Here is an 18,916-nt window from a genome sequence, read left to right as displayed (position 1 = left end):
GCAGACACCCCAGGAGAGCCGATTTGGCCGGCAGCGTGAACAAGGTGATCCTCATCGGCAATCTCGGGCGCGATCCCGAGAGCCGCAGCTTCTCCAACGGCGGCAAGGTGGTGAACCTGCGCATCGCCACTTCGGAAACGTGGAAGGATCGCAACAGCGGCGAGCGCCGCGAGAAGACGGAATGGCATAGCGTGGCCATCTTCAACGAGGGCCTGTGCCGCATCGCCGAGCAATATCTGCGCAAGGGCAGCAAGGTCTATATCGAGGGCCAGTTGCAGACCCGGAAGTGGCAGGACCAGTCCGGCGCCGATCGCTATTCGACCGAGGTGGTGTTGCAGGGCTTCAACGCTAACCTGACCCTGCTCGACGGCCGCGAGGGCGGCGGCGGGGGCGGTGGCCGCGGCGGTGACGACTGGGGCGCGGGCGGCGACGACTTCGGCGGCGGTGGGGGCGGCGGCGGTGGCGGCGGCTTCAGCGGCGGCGGCCAGCGCTCGGGTGGCGGTGGCGGCCAGTCCCGCCCGTCGAGTGCCTTCGACAATGATCTCGACGACGACGTGCCCTTCTAAGCCTCGCTCTCCGCGAGGTCGCGGCGCACTTCGGCGAGGAGCCATTCGCGGAAGCGCTTGATCTTCGGCACGTTGCGCCGATGCTCGGGCGCGACCAGCCAATAGGCATAGCCGCGGGTCGAAAGCTGATCGAACGGCCGCACCAGCTTGCCTGCGGCGAGATTGTTGCGCCAGAAAAAGGGCGTCAGCATCGCGATGCCCTGTCCGGCCAGCGCGGCAGTGCCCTCATTGGCCTGCGAATCCATGCGGATGCCCGGCCGGATCGGTCCGTCCGGCACGGCCACGCCCGCCTCGCTCAGCCACCACGGCCACCACGGATCGTGCGGGCTGATCATCGGCAGGCGGAGCAGATCCGCCGGCTCAAGCCGCCCGCCATGGCGCGCAAGGAAATCCGGGCTGCACATCGGCGTGAAGTCGATCGGCACCAACAGGTCCGCGTCGAGGCCCGGCCACGGGCCGAGGCCGGCGCGGATCGCGACGTCGACGTCATCCGTCGCGAAATCGACGAGCGCGTCGTCGACGAGCAGCCTCACCGCCATTTCGGGATGCGCCATCTGGAAGCTGCCCAGCCGCCACACCAGCCAGGTGTTGGCGAAGGTCTGCGAGGTGGACAGGGCCAGCATCCCCTCATCCTCGGCGCGGAGCTGGGCGAAGGCGCCGTCGATGGCGTCGAAGGCGCGGCTGACCGGGCTGGCGGCGCGGCGACCGGCCTCGGTCAGCACCACGCGGCGCTTGTCGCGGCGGAACAGGGCGAGGCCGAGCCGCTCCTCAAGCAGACGGATCTGGTAGCTGACGGCGGCCTGCGTCATGCCGAGCTCGGCGGCCGCGGCAGTGAAATTCTCGTGGCGGGCAGCGGCCTCGAACACGCGGACGGCGGCGAGCGGGGGCAGGCGGCGCATGGCTGATCCATAAGCTGGATTGATAATTGGCGTCGATCGATTCGTTGGTCGCTGAGGGCCGAATCGCCCATCTTCGCAGGGTGGACCGGGACTGGTCCCCGATGCCGACGGAGGGAGAGATGATCGATCATCACGAGGCCCGCATCTGGGCCGATCACCACAAGGCCTATAGTTGCTGGGCGGGAGACGTCCTCCACGCCATGGGCGAGGCGTTTCGCGTGCTGGCGCGCATCCAGTATCAACGACCCTGGGCCTGCACGCCACCGCCGTGTGCGCGGCGATGAAAAAGGCCCGGCGGGTAAGGCTACCCGCCGGGCCCGATCACGCCGGAGCGACCCGGATCAGAACTTACCGCTGAGCGACACGCCGATGATGCGCGGCTCATTGTAGACGGCGGCCATATAATTCTCGATCACGCCCTTGAGATTCTTCTCGTTGGTGATGTTACGGGCGAACACGGCCAGCTCATAAGCGCCGTTGCCGCCGGAATAACCGAGCTTCACGCCGCCCTCGAAATTGCCGTCAGAGTAGAACTCCTTCGTCTTGTAGAGCACGAAGTTCGTATAGCCCTGGATGTTCCAGTCGGTCATCACGAACAGCTTGCCGTCCGGCCCGAGCGGCAGGTCGTAGCGGGCGGTGAAGCTGGCATTATATTTCGGCGCGTTGGGCAGCGGATTGCCGTCGATCTGCGCGAAATAGGTGGTGCCGGTGCCGGTGCCGCGGGTGAAGATCGGATTCTCGACGGTGCAGACCAGCACGCCGTTCAGGCTGCACGCCTGCGCATAGACATTCTTGTCCTTGATCTCGGTATGCAGCAGGCTGAGGCCGGCGGTCAGCGTCAGGTTCGGCACCGGGCGCAGCTCGGCATCCGCCTCCATGCCATAGGCCTTGGCCTTGTCGGCATTGAACAGCACGCCGTTGCCGTTCGAGTCATTGCCGTTCAGCTGGATGTCGTCGACGGTGTAGGCGAAACCGGTGATGTTCAGGCGCAGGCGATTATCCCACAGGCGGCTCTTGATGCCGGCTTCCCAGGAGAGAATCTTCTCGGAATTGGCGGTGGTGAAATCCGCGTTGAACACTGCCGAGCGGCCCTGGATGGTGGGGCCGCGGAAGCCGCGGGCGACGCGGGCATAGACGCTGACGTCGGGATTGATCTGGTACATCGCGCTGACGTCCCAGCTCGGCGTGGTGTCCGACAGGCGGACGGCGCGGCGCCCGGCATAGGTGACGGCGCCGGCCGCGGTGTCTGCGGTCTTGAGCAGGCGCGTCTTCTTGGTGTCCTCCGTCTCGCGCACGCCGCCGGTGACGGTCAGCTGATCGGTGACCTGGTAGCTGAGCTGGCCGAACACCGCCCAGGAGGTGTTGACGTTGCGCAGGCGCACCCAGTTGTTGGGGTTGCGGGCGGCGCCCTGCAGGAACCAGGCACGCTGGTAGAAATCGGTGGTGTCGCGGCCGTCGAAATAGAAGCCGCCAAACTGCCACTTCAGCCGGCTGTCCCCCTCGCTGGCGAGGCGCACTTCCTGGGTGAACTGATCGAGATCGCGAACCTGACCCATCGACTGGCCGAAGCCGTTCGGCGCGCCGTTGAACGGGAAGTTGGCGGCGGCGCCGCCATCCGTGTCGCCGCGGCTATAACCCGAGGTCGTCTCATAGGCGCTGATCGAGGTCAGCGCGGCGGCGCCGAAATCATAATTGATGCGCACCGAGCCGCCATAGGTCTTGTAGGCCTGCGGATTGTTGCCGGCCTCGTCATAGGCGACCTTGTCGCGCGGCACGTCGACATCGTGCGAGCCCTTGGTGATGGCGTTGCGCAGGAACAGCGTCGAGGTGCCGTCATAGTCGCGGGCATGGCCCGAGGCGAGGATCGACAGCTCCTCGGTCGGGGTGAACAGCAGCTGGAGACGGATGTTGCGGTCGTCATAACCGCCCATCGCATCCTTCTTCGGCGTCACCGTGCCGTCGGCGCTGGCGCCCGAGAAGGTGTTGTCCACCCAATTGTCGCGATGCTGGTAGAGGCCGGACAGGCGGAACGCGATCTTGTCCTGGACGAGCGCGCCGCCGACACCGCCGTCGAAGGTGATCGTGTTGTAGCTGCCATAGGATGCCGAGGCGCGGCCCTCGAACGCCTGGGTCGGCTTGATGCTGTCGAACTTGATGATGCCGGCGGTGGTGTTGCGGCCGAACAGCGAGCCCTGGGGCCCTCGCAGCACCTCGACCTGGGCCACGTCGAACACCGGGTTCGACTTCAGCACGACATGCTCCAGCACGACATCGTCCTGGATGATCGACACCGGCTGCGAGGCGCCGAGGTAGAAATCGACATTGCCGAGGCCGCGAATGTAGAAACGCGGGAAGATGCGGCCGGTGGTCGTCTCGGCATAAAGGCTGGGCACCTTGCCGGAGAGCGCGAGCAGCGTGTCGTCGCCGCCGCTGGTGAAGGCGCGCATGTCGGCGCCGTTGACCACGCCGACCGACACCGGCACGCGCTGCAGATCCTCCGAGCGGCGCTCGGCGGTGACGACGATCTCGCCCAGTTCGGCGGCCGGCGCATCCTGCGCCGAGGCGGCGCCGGCGCAAAGCACCGCGCCCAGTGAAACGCCGATCAGGAAAGCGGCTTTGCCGGCATGGAATTTGGACACAACTCACCCCTTGGTTCGAGAAATCGCTTAAATTTGATTGGATTACGTGAGAGCCGGCACAGCCTGCGCCGTTAGCTTTGCTTTATGTACGCCTCATGACAGGGCCGCCCTCGCCTCGGGCGGCCGAATGCTGGCGCGCCCCTGAACCGCGCTTTACTGCATTGCAACAGAGGATGTTTCGCATGCTGCGTCGAAAGCCGCGGATCAGGCGACGGGCAGGCATTGCGGGCGGCGGCTGTGTCCGGCCCGCAACAGTGATCAGGGCCGGCCGACCCGGTCGATCAGCGCCTGGGCAGCGGCGGGATTGCGCACCTTGGCGCCGGAAATGAAGAACAGGAAAGCGTCGCCGCGCTGCGCCATCTCCCGCGCGCGGCCCGCCCAATGATCGAGGCCGGCGGCGTCATAGCCGGTCTCGATCTGCTCCTCGGCGCGCATCAGGCGGGCGTAGGAGAAATCGGCGGTCGACTCGTCGATCACCGGAACTTCGTCGCTGTCGGCGAGCACGATCGCGGCGTTGGCCTTGCGGGCGAGCGCAAAGAAGGCCGGATCGCGGAAGCTTTCGTGGCGCACCTCCAGCACATGGCGGAGCGGAAGCCCTCCCTGCTCCTTGGGCAGCAGAGCCAGGAAGGCGGCGAAATCGTCCGGCTGGAACTGTTTGGTGGCCATGAACTGCCACAGGATCGGCCCGAGCCGGTCGCCCAGTTCGGTGATGCCCTGCGACAGGAATTTGGCGATCGACTCGCCGGCCTCGGCGAGCACGCGGCGATTGGTGCAGTAGCGCGACGCCTTCAGCGAGAAGATGAACCCGTCCGGCACCGCCCTGGCCCAGGCGGCGAAGGTCGCCGGCTTTTGCGAGCCATAATAGGTGCCGTTGATCTCGATCGCGGTCAGCCGGCCGGCGGCATAATCCAGCTCGCGTTTCTGGGGCAGGCCTTCCGGATAGAAAACCCCGCGCCACGGCTCGTAGGTCCAGCCGCCGACTCCGACCCGGATCGCCCCCGTCATCCGCATTCTCCTCACCGTGCCCCTTCCTAGCGGGATTGGCGAACGCGGCCAACAGTGCCACAGGGGCGCCGGACAACCGCGAAGCAGGGGATGGTTTCGGCTTGCCTTTCAGGCGATTTCGGCTAGGATCGGACTTGCTAATTGGATCTGCCGGAAGCCTCCAATCATCCGGTTCCTTCTGCAAACCGAAAAACCCGGCCTCGCGCCGGGTTTTTCATGTCCCGGCCATCTAGGCACGGTTCACGACACACCCTAGAGCCTGCCCATGGCTTTGTTCGCCCTCTGGCGCGAGGATCAGGCAACGGGGTCGGCCGCATCCCTGCGCACGCGGCTGCGCGATACGGCGCATATCGTCCCGCAATGTGAGCATTTCATGCCGGTCGCGACCGGCGGCGGACGCTGGCAAGTCGCCGCGCTGGCGACGGCGACGCGCTTCTATCCGGCGGCGGCCCAGTTCTGGTCGGACGGGCAAGAGGCATGCGTGATTCACGGCCTGATCTGGCGGATCGCCGGGGAGCGCGCGGCGCTGCTCGACGCGGCCGAGGTGGCGGCGCTGCTCGATCGGCCGGGCAAGGCGCTGCCGACCGATGTCGCCGGCGAATTTGCGGTGGCGCGGCTGCATGCGTGCGGCACGCTCACCGCCTTTTCCGACGCAGCCGGCCTGCACCAGCTATTCCGCCGCGCCGACCGTCCGGCGATGATCGCCAATCGCGCCCGCTGGCTCGCCGAACTCGGGCAGGACGGCGTCGCCGACCCCGGCCTGTGGACCTCGACGATCGGCTATCGCGTCGGCACGGCGACCGGATGGCGCGGCGTCAGCCAGCTTCCCCAGGCGCGCATGCTGGTCTCCGGACCGGGCGGGGCGGCGCTGCGTGCGATCGCCGATCCGGCGGCGGCGGTCGGCGGCGAGCGCGGCTTCGACGAAGCGCTGCTCGACGAGGGCATGGCCCAGGGCCGCGCCGCGATCCGGCTGGCGGCCGGCGACGGCCGGCTCGACCTGCCGATCACCGGCGGCAAGGACAGTCGCGCGGTGCTGGCACTCGCGCTGTCCGCCGGGCTCGGTGAGCGGCTGACCCTGTTCACGCGCGGCCATGACGGGCACCCCGATATCGCCGCCGGCCGGACGATCGCCGCCGCGCTCGGCTTGCCCCATCGGCGCGAGCCGCCGCTCGGCAGCGACATCGCCACCGACTGGACAGTCGATCATTTCGCCGCCGAGATGGCGGCACTGGCCTGGCAGAGCGACGGCGGCATCGGCGGCTGGGACCTGATCACCGGCGCGAAGCTGGGGCAGGACACGCTCGTCACCGGCCATATGGGCGAGGTGCTGAAGGCCTATGCCAAACGGGCGCCGACGGCCGACGGCGATCCGATCGCGCTGGTCAGGCTGCAGGCGCCGTTCGACCCGCTCGGCCTGCTGCTGCCGGGCGCGCGGGCGGCGCTTGCCGAAGAGCTGGCGGACGGCTTCGCGGTGATGCGCCGCGCGGGCGCCACCGACGCCGACCTGCCGGACCTGTTCTATTATCGCAACCGCGTGCCCAACTGGCTCGGCGGCATCCGCGCCATCAAATCGTTCGAGCGCCAGCCGGTGATGCCGCTCGGCGCGCCGGCGCTGCAGGCGCTCGCCTTCCGCATGACCGCGGCCGAGCGCAAGGCGGAGCGCGCCCATTACGAGATCGTCCGCCGCGCCGCGCCGGCGCTGCTCGCCCTGCCCTTTGCCCACCAGAGCTGGGACGCCTCGCTCGCTGCGCAGCAGACGGCGCCGCTGGTCGCCGCGGCGGGGACGAAGCTGTTCGGCACCTGGCAATATTCGATCAACCGCAATGCCGGCGTGCGGGCGTTCCTGAGCGACATCCTCGGACGCGCGGAGGGCCGATTGTGGGAGGGGCTGGACCGGGGGGCCCTGCTCACGGCCTTGCGCGAACGCCGCTTCGATTATTTCGACGGCATCCAGCTGCTCGGCCTGACGGTCGCCGCGATGCACGCCGCCGGGCTCGGCCGGCCGACGCGGATGAGCGAGCGCGGGCGGCAGGACGAGCCGCTGCCCGAAGCGCTCGCCCGGCTTGCCGCACGCCCGGCGCCGCGCCTCGCCGGCCATGTCGACACGGTCGAGCGCGACGCGGCAGGAGCGATGCGGCTCGGCGGCTGGCTGTGGGCGCCGGACTGGCCGGGTGCGGCGCCGGCGATCGAGGCGCACGGAGCAGACGGCCGCCTGCTGGCGCGCACCGGCAGCGAGCTGCCGCGACCCGATCTGCCGGACGGCGGCGCGCATGGTTTCGCGCTGGATATCGCGGCGGAGATGGCGCGGCCGGACGAGACGATCACGCTCACCGGCTTTGCCAGCGCCGACGGGCCGGCCGGCGGACGGGTGGAGGCAGTGGCGTGAACATCCTCGTCATCGGCCAGAGCCACGTCGCCGCGATCCGCGACGCCGCGCGCGCCCGGCGCGAGGCCGATCCGGATCGACCACGCACGCGCGTCATCCACACGCTGGAGCCGCGCTACGCCCCGGAGCTGGTCAGCGCCGGTGACGAGGCGCGCTTCACCGACGCGCTCGCCGCCGCCGTCCGCGACCAGATCGACCGCCACCATCCACGCCTCGCCTCGGTGATGGGCGGCAATTACCACAATGCGATCGGCCTGTTGCGCCATCCCCGCCCGTTCGATTTCCTGCTCTCCGACGAGGCCGGGCCGCCGCCCGATCCGGACGCCGAGCCGATCGCCGAGGCGCTGGTGCGGTCGGCGCTGGCGGCCGGCCTTGCCCGCGACTTCGCGCGCCTGACGCTGCTTCGCGCCCTTGGCGGGCCGTTTATCCATGTCGAAAGCCCGCCCCCGGTGCGCGACGGCGACTGGGTGGCGGCCCGCGCCGACGCCTGGTTCCGGGAGCGCGGCGGGCCGGCGATCGCCGTCGCGCCGGCGGCGCTGCGCTGGCGGCTGTGGCGGCTCAATTCCCGGCTGTTTCGGGAGGCGGTGGAAGGGCTGGGTGGCCGGTTCCTGCCGGTGCCGGCGGAAACGCAGGATGCCGACGGCTTCCTCCGCTCCGATTTCGCGGCCGACGCCACTCACGGCAACGCCGCCTATGGCGAGGCGGTGATCCGGGCGCTGGAGTCGCTCTGATCGTCAGGTGACGGCGGGCCGATAAGGGGGCATGATCGCCACCGGGTAGCGACAACCCGGAAAGCATCACGTGGCCAGCCATCCTTATGCTCATTTGCCGGACAGTGCGTTCTGGCGCCGTGCGGTGGCCGGCGCCGGCCCGGCCGTCGATCCGGTGGCGGGGCCGTTCCTGCGCCTGGCACGAGAGGACCGGGTGGCGACCGCGGGCTCCTGCTTCGCCCAGCATATCGCGCGCCACCTCGCCGCCTCCGGCTTCAACTATCTGGTGACGGAGACGGCCCATCCGATCGTCCCGCCCGAGGCGGCGCGCGCCGCCGGCTACGGTCTGTTCACGGCGCGCTACGGCAATATCTACACCACGCTCCAGCTGCTCCAGCTGTTCGACCGCGCCTATGGCCAGTTCGCGCCGGCGGAGGATGTGTGGGAGGGTGCCGACGGGTCGGTGATCGACCCGTTCCGTCCCAATATCCAGCCGGGCGGCTTTGCCTCGGAAGGCGAGATGCGCGCCGACCGCGCCTGGCATCTGGAAAAGGTGCGCGAGGCCTTCGAGACGCTCGACGTGTTCGTATTCACGCTCGGCCTTACCGAGGGCTGGGTGAGCCGGGCGGACGGGGCGGCCTTTCCGCTTTGCCCGGGGGTCGCCGGCGGGCGCTTCGACGAGCAGGCCCACGCCTTCCGCAACCTGCGCACCGGGGAGATTCGCGCGCAGCTCGGCGCCTTCGTCGCGCGGCTGCGCAGCGTCAATCCGAAGGCGCGGCTGGTGCTGACGGTGTCGCCGGTCCCGCTGGCGGCGACGGCGTCCGGCCGGCATGTGCTGCCGGCGACGATCTATTCAAAGGCGGCGCTGAGAGCGGCCGCGCAGGAAGCGGCGGAGGATATTCCCGATACCTGGTATTTCCCCTCCTACGAGATCGTCACCGGCCCGCAGGCGCGCGGGGCGTTCTTTGCGGACGATCTGCGCGAGGTGACCGAGGCCGGCGTTGCCCATGTGATGTCGGTATTCCTTCGCCACGCCGCCGGGATCGAGGCGCCGGCCGCTCCGCCCGCGCCGGCGCCGGCACCGCGCGAGGATGCCCACGTCGCCGCCGCACGGGCCTGGGTGGAAACGATGTGCGATGAGGCGATGCTGGACCAGTCCCGATAGCCGGGCTACCGCTCACAGCCGATGACCAAGGGGTTCGGCAGGATCGCGGCTGAGGAGGCTTACCGCGCCACGCTTTCCACCCGCGCCGCCAAATGGCCGGGGCGCGGCGAGGCGAGGGCCGAGCCGATCTGCCGGCCGGCCTTCACTCCCGGCTTCACGATCGGGCGTGATGCCTCGGTGTTCACCATCGGTTCCTGCTTCGCGCGGCATATCGAGCAGGCCCTGGCCGGCCATGGCCTGACCATCCCGACGCTCGACTTCCGCGTGCCCAAGGCCGAGCTGTGGGCGGGCACCGGCATGATCACCGGCATCCTCAACAAATACACCCCCTTGTCGATGCTCAACGAAGTGGCGGCGCTCGACTGGGCGGAGGGCGAGGAACGGCGCTTCCTCATCCAGGCGGGCGAGGATGCGTGGTGGGACGGGCAGCTCCATACCACCGAGATGGTGACGCTGGAGCGCGCCCTGAAAAGACGCGCGAAGATCCGCGATCTCTACGCCCGCGCCATCGACGGGAGCGCGGTGGTCATCGTCACCCTCGGGCTGGTCGAGGCGTGGTTCGACCGGGAAGCCGGCCTTTACCTGAACGATACCGCGCCGCGCGCGCTGGTGGAGCGCTATCCGGGCCGCTTCCAGTTCGAGACGCTGGCGCCGGACGCGGTGATCGCCGCGGTCGACCGGCTGGTGGCGCGGCTCCACGCACGCAACCCGGCTGCCCATCTGCTGATGACGGTATCGCCCGTGCCGTTCGCGCGGTCCTTTTCCGGCGGCGATGCGATGACCGCCAACGCCTATAGCAAGGCGGTGCTGCGGGTCGCCGCGGAATGCGCGGTGCGCGCCTGGCCGCACGTCGATTATTTCCCCTCCTATGAGAGCGTCACCATGTCGGACCGGGCGCTGGCCTGGGAGGACGACCTCGTCCATGTCCGGGACGAGCTGGTCGCAGCGAACGTGGCGCGGATGGTCGCGGCCTATGTCGAAGGCGAAGCGGAAGGGGCCCGGTGATGGGTCGCGCCGCCATCCTCATCCTCGGCATGCACCGCTCCGGCACCTCGGCGCTGACCTGGGCGGTCGGGCGGCTGGGGGCGGCGCTGCCCGCCGACGGCATTGATCCGCACGCCGACAATGCGCGCGGCTATTTCGAGAGCGCCGGGCTGGTCAAGGCCGACGACCAGCTGCTCCGGGTGTGCCGATCGAGCTGGTTCGATCCGCGGCCGCTCGACTGGTCCCGCCTGCCGCCGGGCGGGCTCAACTCGCGCAAGGAGCGGATCGCCGAGGCGATCGCCGCGGCGTGGGGCGACGCGCCGCTGATCGCCATCAAGGACCCGCGTCAATGCCGGTTCGTGCCGGTCGTCGCCGAGGTGCTGGCCGGTATGGGCATCGCCGCGCGCGCGGTGCTGATGCTGCGCAAGCCCGATGAGATCGCCGGGTCGATCGCGCGGCGTGACGGCACCACCAGCGCCTATGCCCACCTGCTGTGGCTGCGCCACATGATCGACGCCGAACGGGCGACGCGTGGCATGATGCGCGCGGTGGTCGATTATGACGCGCTGCTCGTCGACTGGCGGGGCACGCTCGGCCGGGTGGCGCCGCTCGCCGGAAGGCCGGGCTGGGTCCCGGACGCGGCGGATGCGGAGGCGATCTCTGCTTTCCTCGATCCGGGCCTGCGCCATCATCGCGGCGAACAGACGACCGCGCTGGAGGAGCCGCTGGCGGGCATCGTCGCGGCAGTGAGCGCCGGGCTGGACCGTCTGCAGCTGGCCGACGACAGCGCCGCGCGGGCGACCCTGGATGCGGCTTATGCCCGGCTTGACGCGGTGCCGTGGCTGGAGGGCGATATCGTCCATGACGAACTGCGTCACCGCCGCATGCCGACGCCCGTCCCGGTCGCGCCGCCGGCGTCCGCGCCGGTCGCCGAGCCGGCGCCACCGCCCCCGCCACCCGCTCCCGATCCGGAGCCGGACGAGGCGGCGGAGCTGATTCGCAATTCCGGCCTGTTCGATGCGGACTGGTATCGCGCCGCGTATCCGGACGTCGCCGCCTCGGGGCTCGATCCGGCGACCCATTATCTGCGCATCGGCGCTGCCGAAGGACGCAATCCGAGCCCGCTGTTCGATACCGGCTTCTATGCCCGCCAGATGGCCCGGCGCGACGCCGGCCGGGGAGAGGCGGCATGAAGGCGGCAATCCACCTCCATCTCTTCTACCCGGACGTCGCCATCGAGCTGATAGGGCGCGTCGCCCGGCTGGGACGGCCGGACATTGCCGTGCTGGCCACCCATTGCGGCCCGCTCGATCCGGCGGTCGCGCGCGCGCTGGAAACGCTGCCCGCGGTCCGGACGATCGAGACGCCCAATCTCGGCTGGGATATCGGGCCGCTGCTCCACGTCCTGCCGCAGCTGCGCGATCTCGGCGTCGAGGCGGTGGCGCATCTCCATACCAAGAAGGGGGATTCCGGCTATGCGCCCGAATGGCGGGCGATGGCCTATGAGGGGACGATCGCCGACGCCGCGCTGGTCGAGCGCATCATCGCCGCCTTCGCGGACGATGCGGACCTCGCGCTGGTCGGCGCGCGGGCGCTCTACAAGTCGGCGGCGAGCCACCAGTTCCGCAACGCCGAGCTGCTCGCCGAGCTCGCCCCCCGCCTGCTCGCGCCTTATTACCCGCCGGCGGACTGGGGCTTCTTCGCAGGCACCTTCTTCTGGGCGCGGCTCGGCCTGCTCGAACGGCTGATCCCGTTCGGCGATTTCGGCGAGGGCGGGGAGCGCGACGGCACCCTCGCCCACGCGCTTGAGCGGCTGATCGGCCTGGCGCCGGTGGCCCATGGCGGTCGCATCGGGCTGGTCGGCGAAGATGGCGAGATCGAGACCGTCGCCGCGCCCGGCGCGCCGGATCACGAGCCGATCATCCGCAGCCTCGTAGCGCGCGCCGAGCGCAATGTCGGGCCGCTCGACCCCGAGCTCGCCGCGCTGATCGGCCGGCGCAACCCTCTGATCGACTATATCCGCCACGGCCGCGACCTCGACGCGCTGGATCCCAACCCCTATTTCTCCTCCGCCTGGTACAACCGCATCCACGAGGACGTCTTCCGGGCGGGGATGCATCCGCTCTACCACTATACCCATCATGGCGCGCCGGAAGGGCGATCGACCGGGCCGCTGTTCGACGGCCTCTATTATCGCCGCGCCTATGACGATGTGACCGGCGATCCGTTGCGCCATTTCCTGGAGACGGGCGCGGCGGAAGGGCGGGTGGCGATTCCGATCAGCCAGCCCGATTACCAGGACGCCGAAAGGCCGCGCCGTTTTTACCGGCATTTCGACGTCGCTGCCGAGGCCGCCTTCCTGCGCGAAATGGCACAGCTGCCCGATCGGGTGGCGGCAAAGGCGGGCGCCACGCTCGTCTCGGTGATCATGCCGGCGTGGAATCGCGAGGCGTCGATCGGGGCGGCGATCCGCTCGGTGCTGGCGCAGAGCCACGGCCGTTTCGAGCTGATCGTCGTCGATGACGGCTCGACGGACGCGACGCGCGACATCGTCGCGGGCTTCCTCGGCGACGGGCGCGTGCGGCTGATCGAAGGCGGGCATGGCGGGGTGTCGGCGGCGCGCAATCTCGGGCTGGAACATGCCCGCGGCGACATCATCGCCTATCTCGACAGCGACAATCGCTGGGCGGCGTGGTTCCTTGAGGTGATGGTCCGGTTCATGACCGCGCGCGGGCTCGACGCGGCCTATAGCGGCATCGCGCTGCGCGACGATCTTGGCCAGCTTACCGGCTATCGCGGCGACGATTTCGACTGGGAGGCGTGCCTCGCCCAGAATTATGTCGACCTCAACGCCTTCTGCCACCGCCGTGAGCTGCTCGCCGAGACCGGCGGTTTCGACGCCAACCTGCGCCGCATGGTCGATTGGGATCTGATCCTGCGCATCGGGCGCGCGCGGCCGGTCGGCTACGCCCCGTTCGTCGGCTGCGATTATTTCGACGGCAAGGCGGATATGGCCCGCATCACCGTCGGCGAATCCTCGGCGTTCCAGAAGCTGGTGTGGACGAAGAATCGCTTCGCCCTCGCCACCGGCACGCCGGCGTTCGCCGCGAAGATCGTGCTCAATTTCGCGATCAAGATCGCCGCCCCGGAGGCCGACAAGGCGGCGTGGGGCGACTGGCACTTCGCCGAGGCGCTCGGCGCCGCGATCGAACGGCTCGGCCACAAGGCGCGCGTCGACGTGCGCGAGCGCTGGACCGGCCACGCGCTTGCCGACGAGGATGTCGCCATCGTGCTGCGCGGCCTCATCCCCTACACCCCCCGCCCCGGCCAGATGGCGTTCCTGTGGAATATCAGCCACCCCGATCAGGTGCCGCTGGAGGAATATGATCGCTTCACGCGGGTCTATGTGGCGAGCGAGAGCCATGCGGCCTTGCTCCGCCACATGATCCGTCCGCCTGTCGCCGCGCTGCTGCAGGCGACCGACCCGGCGCGCTTCCACCCTGTCGATGCGCCCGAAAGCGAGCCGCTGGTGTTCGTCGGCAATTCGCGCGGGGTCGACCGCGACATCGTCAATTGGGCGATCGCGGCGGGGCGACCGCCGGTCATCTATGGCGATGGCTGGGAGGGCCGGGTGCCGGCGGAGCTGGTCCGGGCGGCCAACATCGACAATCGCCGGCTTGGTGCGCTCTACGCGACGGCGGGGGCAGTGCTCAACGATCATTGGCCGTCGATGCGTGCGTTCGGCTACCTTTCCAATCGGCTGTTCGACATCGCGGCGAGCGCCGGCCGGGCGATTTCCGATCCGGTGCCGTCAATGGGCCACGTGTTCGGCGACGCGGTGGCGCAGGTGGACGGTCCGGCGGCGTTGCGCGCGGCGCTCGACGCCGCCGCCGGCCGCCCGCGCGACCTCGCCCTGGCGAGGCGGGTGGCGGACGAACACAGCTTTGACGCGCGGGCACGGCGGCTCGTCGGCGATGCCTGCGCCGCCCTCGGCCTCGCCGGGCCACCAGTCGCGCCGGCGATCATCGGCAAGGCGCCGGTCCGCGTCCACATCGTCGCGCCCTTCGGGCCGCACGGGCCGCAAAGCTCGGCCTATATCCGCCTGATCTGCCCGCTCACCGACGAGAGCGTCAGCGGGCGGGCGGTGGTGAGCCTGGGCGCCGAGGGCGATCCCCTGCCCGACGGCACCGACATCTGTGTCGTCCAGCGCACGGCATTGTCCTCGGTGGCGGCGGTTGACAGGCTGGTCGGGCGGCTCGGGGCGATGGGCGCGGCACTCGTCACCGATGTCGACGACGCCTTCATCGCCATCGGGCCGGATCATCCCGAGGCGGCGCGCTACGCTCCGCTCAACGCCGCGCTGGAACGGGCGATCGCCGCCTCGGCCGAGACCTGGTTCTCGACCGCGCCGCTCGCCGCGCTCTACGCCAAGGTGGCCGGGCGGCGGCACGTGCAGCCCAACGCGCTCGATCCCCGGCTATGGCGGGACTGGCGCCATGCCCGTCCCGCGCCCTTCGGCGGTGACCGGCTGCATCTGCTCTACATGGGCACGCACACCCACGACGCCGACCTCGCCATGCTGCGCCCGGCGCTCGACCGGCTGTGGGAAGAGCGGCCCGACCGTTTCGATCTCACCCTGATCGGCGTCGCCGCCGAGGCGGACGGCGCGCCGTGGCTGCGGCGCATCGGCCTGCCGGCGGAGGTGATCGCCTATCCCCGCTTCGTGCGCTGGCTGCGCGCGCAGGGGCCGTTCGACCTGGGGCTGGCACCGCTCGCCGACAACGCCTTCAATCGCGCCAAGTCCGACATCAAGCTGCTCGACTATGCGGCGCTGGGCCTGCTGCCCGTCGTCGCCAGCGGGCCGGCCTACGGCGCCGACCCGTCGCTGGCGGCGCTGGCGCTTGCCACCGACGACTGGCACGGCGCGCTCAGCTGGGCGCTCGACCGGCCGGACGAGGCGCGCGCCCGCGCCGCGGCGGCCCAGGACCGGCTATGGGCGACTCGCACCGTCGGCGCCGTCGCCCCGATGATGCTCGAACGGCTGGAGGCTCTCGTCCGATGATCGCGCTGATGCTCGCCGCCGCCCCGGTGTTGCAACTCCCCATCGCCTGCACGCCGGGGATGGACTGCGCCGTGCAATCGCTGCCCGATCACGATCCCGGCCCCGGCGCCAGGGATTATGCGTGCGGCGATCACACCTATGACAAGCATGACGGCACGGATTTCCGCATCCCCTCGATGGCGCGCCAGCGGGCGGGCGTGAACGTGCTGGCCGCCGCCGCCGGCACGGTGCTGCGGGTGCGCGACGGCATGGCCGACATATCCATGCGCGACGCTGCCTTCGCTGCCGGCCAGGATTGCGGCAACGGCCTGGTCATCGATCATGGCGGCGGCTGGGAAAGCCAATATTGCCACATGGCCAAGGGCAGCGTGGTGGCGAAGCCGGGCCAGCAGGTCGCTGCCGGGGCGGTGCTCGGCAAGGTCGGGCTTTCTGGCAACACCGAGTTTCCGCACGTCCATCTGACCGTGCGCGAGAATGGCAAGGCGGTGGATCCGTTCGCCTATGGCGCGGCGGCGGGCCAGTGCCGCGGCGGGCGCAGCCTGTGGGCGGCGACCCCGGCCTATCGGCGCGGCGAGGTGCTGGTCGCGGGCTTCGCCGCCGGCCCGGTGACGATGGCCCAGGCGCAGGAGCTGGGCGCCGCGCAGCAGCCGGCGCCGGGGCGGACCAGCCCGCTTGTCGCCTTCGTGCAGGCGATCGGGCTGGAGGGCGGCGACGTGCAACGGCTGGTGGTGACCGGGCCGGACGGACAGACGCTGGCCGACAATCGCGCCCAGCCGCTCGACCGCGCCAAGGCCCAGACCATCCTCTTCGCCGGCAAGCGCGCGCCCGCGGCCGGCTGGCCGGGGGGCCGCTATCGCGCCCGCTACAGCGTCATCCGGCAGGGAAAGGAAGCCATCATGCGCGAATTCGAGGTCCGTCTGTGAACATCCTTGTCGTCCATCAGAATTTCCCCGGCCAGTTTCCGCATATCGTCACCGCCCTGCTGGCACGGGGCGACAAGGTCGCCGCGATCGGCGGCGTCACGGCGACGGCCCGGCCGGGCGTCGACCTTCGCCGCTGGACCAACAAGCGCGGCACCACGCCGAACATCGTGCCCGCCGCGATCCGCGCCGAGGCGGACCTGATCCGCGCCGAGGCGGCGGCCGGCGCCGCGCTCCAGCTGAAGCGCGACGGCTTTCATCCCGACGTGATCATCGGCCATCCCGGCTGGGGCGAGACCCTGCATCTCAAGCTGGTCTGGCCGGAGGCGAGGCTGATCCTGTTCGGCGAATATTTCTACCGGCCGTTCGGGGGCGATTCGGATTTCGATCCGGAGTTCGGCATGCCCGACTTTGCCGAGCGGATGCGCATCAACGGCAAGGCCGCCGCCCAGTCCATGGCCTATGTGCTGGCCGATCGCATCATCTGCCCGACCCCGCATCAGGCGGCGACCTTCCCGGATGTGCTGCAGAGCCGGATCAGCGTCATTCACGAGGGCGTCGACCTGTCGCGCGCCCGCCGCGAGCCGGACGCGCAGCTGGTGCTGCCCGGCAATGTCCGTCTGGACGCATCGACGCCGGTGATCACCTTCATCAATCGCACGATGGAGCCATTGCGCGGCTTCCATATCTTCATGCGCGCGCTGCCGGCGTTCCTCGATGCGGTGCCCGACGGCCGCGCGCTGATCATCGGCGAGGATCGGCCGTCTGGCTATGGCAAGGCCTCGCCCGACGGGAAGGGCTGGAAGGCGGCGATGCTCGCCGAGCTGGGCGACCGGCTGGACCTGTCCCGGGTCCATTTCCTCGGCCGCGTGCAGCATGACGCGATGATCGGCGCGCTGTCGATCGGCGCCGCGCATGTCTACTACACCTATCCGTTCGTGCTGAGCTGGTCGCTGGTCGAGGCGATGGCGTGCGAATGCCTGGTGCTGGCGTCCGACACCGCACCGGTGCGCGACGCGATCACCGACGGCGTGGACGGGCGGCTGCTGCCCTTCTTCGACGTGGACGCGCTGTCGCAGGCGATGATCGACGCCGCCCGGGAGCCTGTGCGGTTCGAAGGCTTGCGCAAGGCGGCGCGGAAGAAAGCGCTAGAAGGATTTGATCGTGCGGCAGGGACGGCGGGGTGGCTACGGGCGATCGACACGGTCTGAATGCCTGAGCGACACGCGAGGAAAGTAGCTTCATTCCGCTGTACGAAAAAAGGCCCGGTCTAAGACCGGGCCTTCGTTCGCTTTCCCTAAGCGGGAAAACTCAGTGCACGAAGTCCGAGGCGCCGAAGACGTTCGGAGCAACGCCAACCACCTTCACGGCGTTGTCAGCCGCCGTCGAGACGGTGTCAGCCGACGAGAAGAACAGGTAGGTGTCGGAGCCAACTGCCAGCGCCACAACCTCGCTGCTGTTAGCGTTGGGCGTCGCGTTCAGGAGCTGCGCCGCATAGGTCGCAGCAGCCTGCAATGTCGGAAGCACCGCGTTCTGCGTGTCGACCAGGATGTGGTCGGCGGCAAAAGTCATGCCCAGGTCGATCTTGTCGGTGCCGTCAGCATAATCGGCAATGATGTCGGTGACGTTGACGTTCGTCCCCGTCGTCCCGGCCAGGTACGTCGAGTCGCCAGCGGCAAACACGAACGTGTCCTTGCCGTCGCCGCCGAACAGCACGTCGAGGCCGGTGCCACCGGTCAAACGGTCATCACCGAGGTCGCCGTAAACGATGTCGTTGCCAGCGCCGCCGAGGACGGTGTCAGCACCCTGGCCACCGCGGAGGACGTCATTGCCAAGGTCGCCGTCGATGCGGTCATCACCCTGGTTACCGTTGATGTTGTCGTTGCCGGCCTCACCGTTGATGGAGTCGCCACCCGAACCACCGACCAGACGGTCGTCACCGGTGCCACCCATGATGGTGTCGGCACCAGCGTTACCCTGGATGTAGTCCTTGCCCGCGCCACCCGAAAGGTGATCAGCGCCGTCATCCGCACCCTGGGTCGAGGTCAGAGCATTGCCGTAAATGTGGTCATTGCCGTCGCCGCCAACCACCGAGTCGGCACCGAGACCACCATAGATGTAGTCGCCGTTGTCGCTGCCGGTGATCGTGTCATCGCCAGCGAGGCCATAAATCACGTTCTTCACTTCCGAGCCGGACAGGTCGAGCGTGTCGGCGGCCGTGCTGTTCACACCGATAACGAGCGAGGAACCGTCGTCAAACTGCACCTGACCAAGCTGGCTGGCACCAGCGATCTCGGCGGCGTTGAACGTCAGCGACGTGCCCGCGGCAGTGAGCGTGATGCCCGCGCCGACGCCGGAACCGGCGGTGACGCCGATGTTGGTGGCGGTGACGCTGCTGTTCGCGAACGCGAGGAAGTCATCGGCCGTGAAGGCCGCAGCCTCGCCCGCATCCGTGTTCTCGAAAACGTATACTTTGGAAGAAGTAACAGCCATTTGGAGCCTCCAATTGAACCTTCTTGGGCCTCTAGAACCTTGAACCCCTCCCCCTACACGAGCTGGAGGCGCCTATCGTTCGTTATG

Annotated in this window: 14 protein-coding genes; 10 read left to right on the top strand and 4 right to left on the bottom strand. The window is 69.3% G+C overall.

Features of this window, described 5'->3' with window-relative positions; genetic code table 11:
• Nucleotides 1-23 precede the first annotated feature (23 nt).
• Nucleotides 24-566 (top strand): single-stranded DNA-binding protein, encoded by a 543-nt coding sequence (locus tag KOF26_RS03920; protein ID WP_216320457.1) that lies wholly within the window; start codon nt 24-26, stop codon nt 564-566.
• On the opposite strand, the gene gcvA is transcribed toward KOF26_RS03920, so the two are convergent.
• Nucleotides 563-1,465, bottom strand: a complete 903-nt coding sequence (gene gcvA, locus KOF26_RS03915) for a transcriptional regulator GcvA (protein ID WP_216320455.1) — start codon at nt 1,463-1,465, stop codon at nt 563-565. The two genes, KOF26_RS03920 and gcvA, sit on opposite strands and share 4 nt — an antisense overlap.
• Nucleotides 1,466-1,584: 119 nt before the next feature.
• Between gcvA and KOF26_RS03910 the strand changes: the two genes are divergently transcribed.
• Entirely contained in the window at nt 1,585-1,749 is a 165-nt protein-coding gene (locus KOF26_RS03910; RefSeq protein WP_216320453.1) for a hypothetical protein, read from the top strand.
• Nucleotides 1,750-1,806: 57 nt separating this feature from the next.
• Here KOF26_RS03910 and KOF26_RS03905 read toward each other — a convergent pair whose 3' ends face one another.
• Entirely contained in the window at nt 1,807-4,104 is a 2,298-nt protein-coding gene (locus KOF26_RS03905) for a TonB-dependent receptor (RefSeq protein WP_216320451.1), read from the bottom strand.
• A gap of 258 nt (nt 4,105-4,362) precedes the next feature.
• Nucleotides 4,363-5,109, bottom strand: a complete 747-nt coding sequence (locus tag KOF26_RS03900; RefSeq protein WP_216320449.1) for a DUF72 domain-containing protein — start codon at nt 5,107-5,109, stop codon at nt 4,363-4,365.
• A gap of 265 nt (nt 5,110-5,374) precedes the next feature.
• On the opposite strand from KOF26_RS03900, the gene KOF26_RS03895 reads away from it, so the two are divergent.
• The 8 genes from KOF26_RS03895 (at nt 5,375) to KOF26_RS03860 (ending at nt 17,547) form a co-directional block, all read left to right on the top strand.
• A complete protein-coding gene (locus tag KOF26_RS03895; protein ID WP_216320447.1) occupies nt 5,375-7,495 on the top strand; it encodes a hypothetical protein in 2,121 nt (706 codons plus the stop codon).
• Nucleotides 7,492-8,226 carry a hypothetical protein gene (locus KOF26_RS03890; RefSeq protein ID WP_216320445.1) on the top strand — a complete coding sequence of 245 codons (735 nt, stop codon included), beginning with the start codon at nt 7,492-7,494 and terminating at the stop codon, nt 8,224-8,226. Before KOF26_RS03895 ends, KOF26_RS03890 begins: the two co-directional genes overlap by 4 nt.
• Before the next feature lie 70 nt (nt 8,227-8,296).
• The gene (locus KOF26_RS03885; protein ID WP_216320444.1) at nt 8,297-9,370 is read left to right on the top strand and encodes a GSCFA domain-containing protein; all 1,074 of its coding nucleotides are present in this window, start codon (nt 8,297-8,299) and stop codon (nt 9,368-9,370) included.
• A gap of 21 nt (nt 9,371-9,391) precedes the next feature.
• Nucleotides 9,392-10,375, top strand: a complete 984-nt coding sequence (locus KOF26_RS03880; protein ID WP_216320441.1) for a GSCFA domain-containing protein — start codon at nt 9,392-9,394, stop codon at nt 10,373-10,375.
• On the top strand, nt 10,375-11,547 hold the full coding sequence (locus KOF26_RS03875; protein WP_216320438.1) for a sulfotransferase family protein: 1,173 nt from the start codon (nt 10,375-10,377) through the stop codon (nt 11,545-11,547). The genes KOF26_RS03880 and KOF26_RS03875 overlap by 1 nt, the downstream gene beginning before the upstream one ends.
• Nucleotides 11,544-15,416, top strand: coding sequence for a glycosyltransferase (locus KOF26_RS03870; RefSeq protein WP_216320435.1), 3,873 nt, complete (start codon nt 11,544-11,546; stop codon nt 15,414-15,416). Before KOF26_RS03875 ends, KOF26_RS03870 begins: the two co-directional genes overlap by 4 nt.
• Nucleotides 15,413-16,339, top strand: a complete 927-nt coding sequence (locus KOF26_RS03865) for a M23 family metallopeptidase (protein WP_253201080.1) — start codon at nt 15,413-15,415, stop codon at nt 16,337-16,339. The genes KOF26_RS03870 and KOF26_RS03865 overlap by 4 nt, the downstream gene beginning before the upstream one ends.
• Entirely contained in the window at nt 16,336-17,547 is a 1,212-nt protein-coding gene (locus KOF26_RS03860; RefSeq protein ID WP_216320430.1) for a glycosyltransferase, read from the top strand. Before KOF26_RS03865 ends, KOF26_RS03860 begins: the two co-directional genes overlap by 4 nt.
• 100 nt (nt 17,548-17,647) lie before the next feature.
• On the opposite strand, the gene KOF26_RS03855 is transcribed toward KOF26_RS03860, so the two are convergent.
• Nucleotides 17,648-18,829, bottom strand: a complete 1,182-nt coding sequence (locus tag KOF26_RS03855) for a calcium-binding protein (protein WP_216320427.1) — start codon at nt 18,827-18,829, stop codon at nt 17,648-17,650.
• Nucleotides 18,830-18,916 lie beyond the last annotated feature (87 nt).

Origin of the sequence: Sphingomonas quercus (assembly GCF_018863195.1) — a bacterium.
GTDB lineage: Bacteria > Pseudomonadota > Alphaproteobacteria > Sphingomonadales > Sphingomonadaceae > Solisphingomonas > Solisphingomonas quercus.
Note: the sequence above shows the minus strand (reverse complement) of the source record. Positions and strands in the feature narration are given on the sequence as shown.

Excerpts from the sequence above, each read along its gene's own strand:
- KOF26_RS03880 (WP_216320441.1), top strand. The coding sequence starts at position 9,392 with ATGACCAAGGGGTTCGGCAGGATCGCGGCTGAGGAGGCTTACCGCGCC.
- KOF26_RS03855 (WP_216320427.1), bottom strand. The coding sequence starts at position 18,829 with ATGGCTGTTACTTCTTCCAAAGTATACGTTTTCGAGAACACGGATGCG.
- KOF26_RS03910 (WP_216320453.1), top strand. The coding sequence starts at position 1,585 with ATGATCGATCATCACGAGGCCCGCATCTGGGCCGATCACCACAAGGCC.
- KOF26_RS03900 (WP_216320449.1), bottom strand. The coding sequence starts at position 5,109 with ATGACGGGGGCGATCCGGGTCGGAGTCGGCGGCTGGACCTACGAGCCG.
- gcvA (WP_216320455.1), bottom strand. The coding sequence starts at position 1,465 with ATGCGCCGCCTGCCCCCGCTCGCCGCCGTCCGCGTGTTCGAGGCCGCT.
- KOF26_RS03875 (WP_216320438.1), top strand. The coding sequence starts at position 10,375 with ATGGGTCGCGCCGCCATCCTCATCCTCGGCATGCACCGCTCCGGCACC.
- KOF26_RS03865 (WP_253201080.1), top strand. The coding sequence starts at position 15,413 with ATGATCGCGCTGATGCTCGCCGCCGCCCCGGTGTTGCAACTCCCCATC.
- KOF26_RS03870 (WP_216320435.1), top strand. The coding sequence starts at position 11,544 with ATGAAGGCGGCAATCCACCTCCATCTCTTCTACCCGGACGTCGCCATC.
- KOF26_RS03895 (WP_216320447.1), top strand. The coding sequence starts at position 5,375 with ATGGCTTTGTTCGCCCTCTGGCGCGAGGATCAGGCAACGGGGTCGGCC.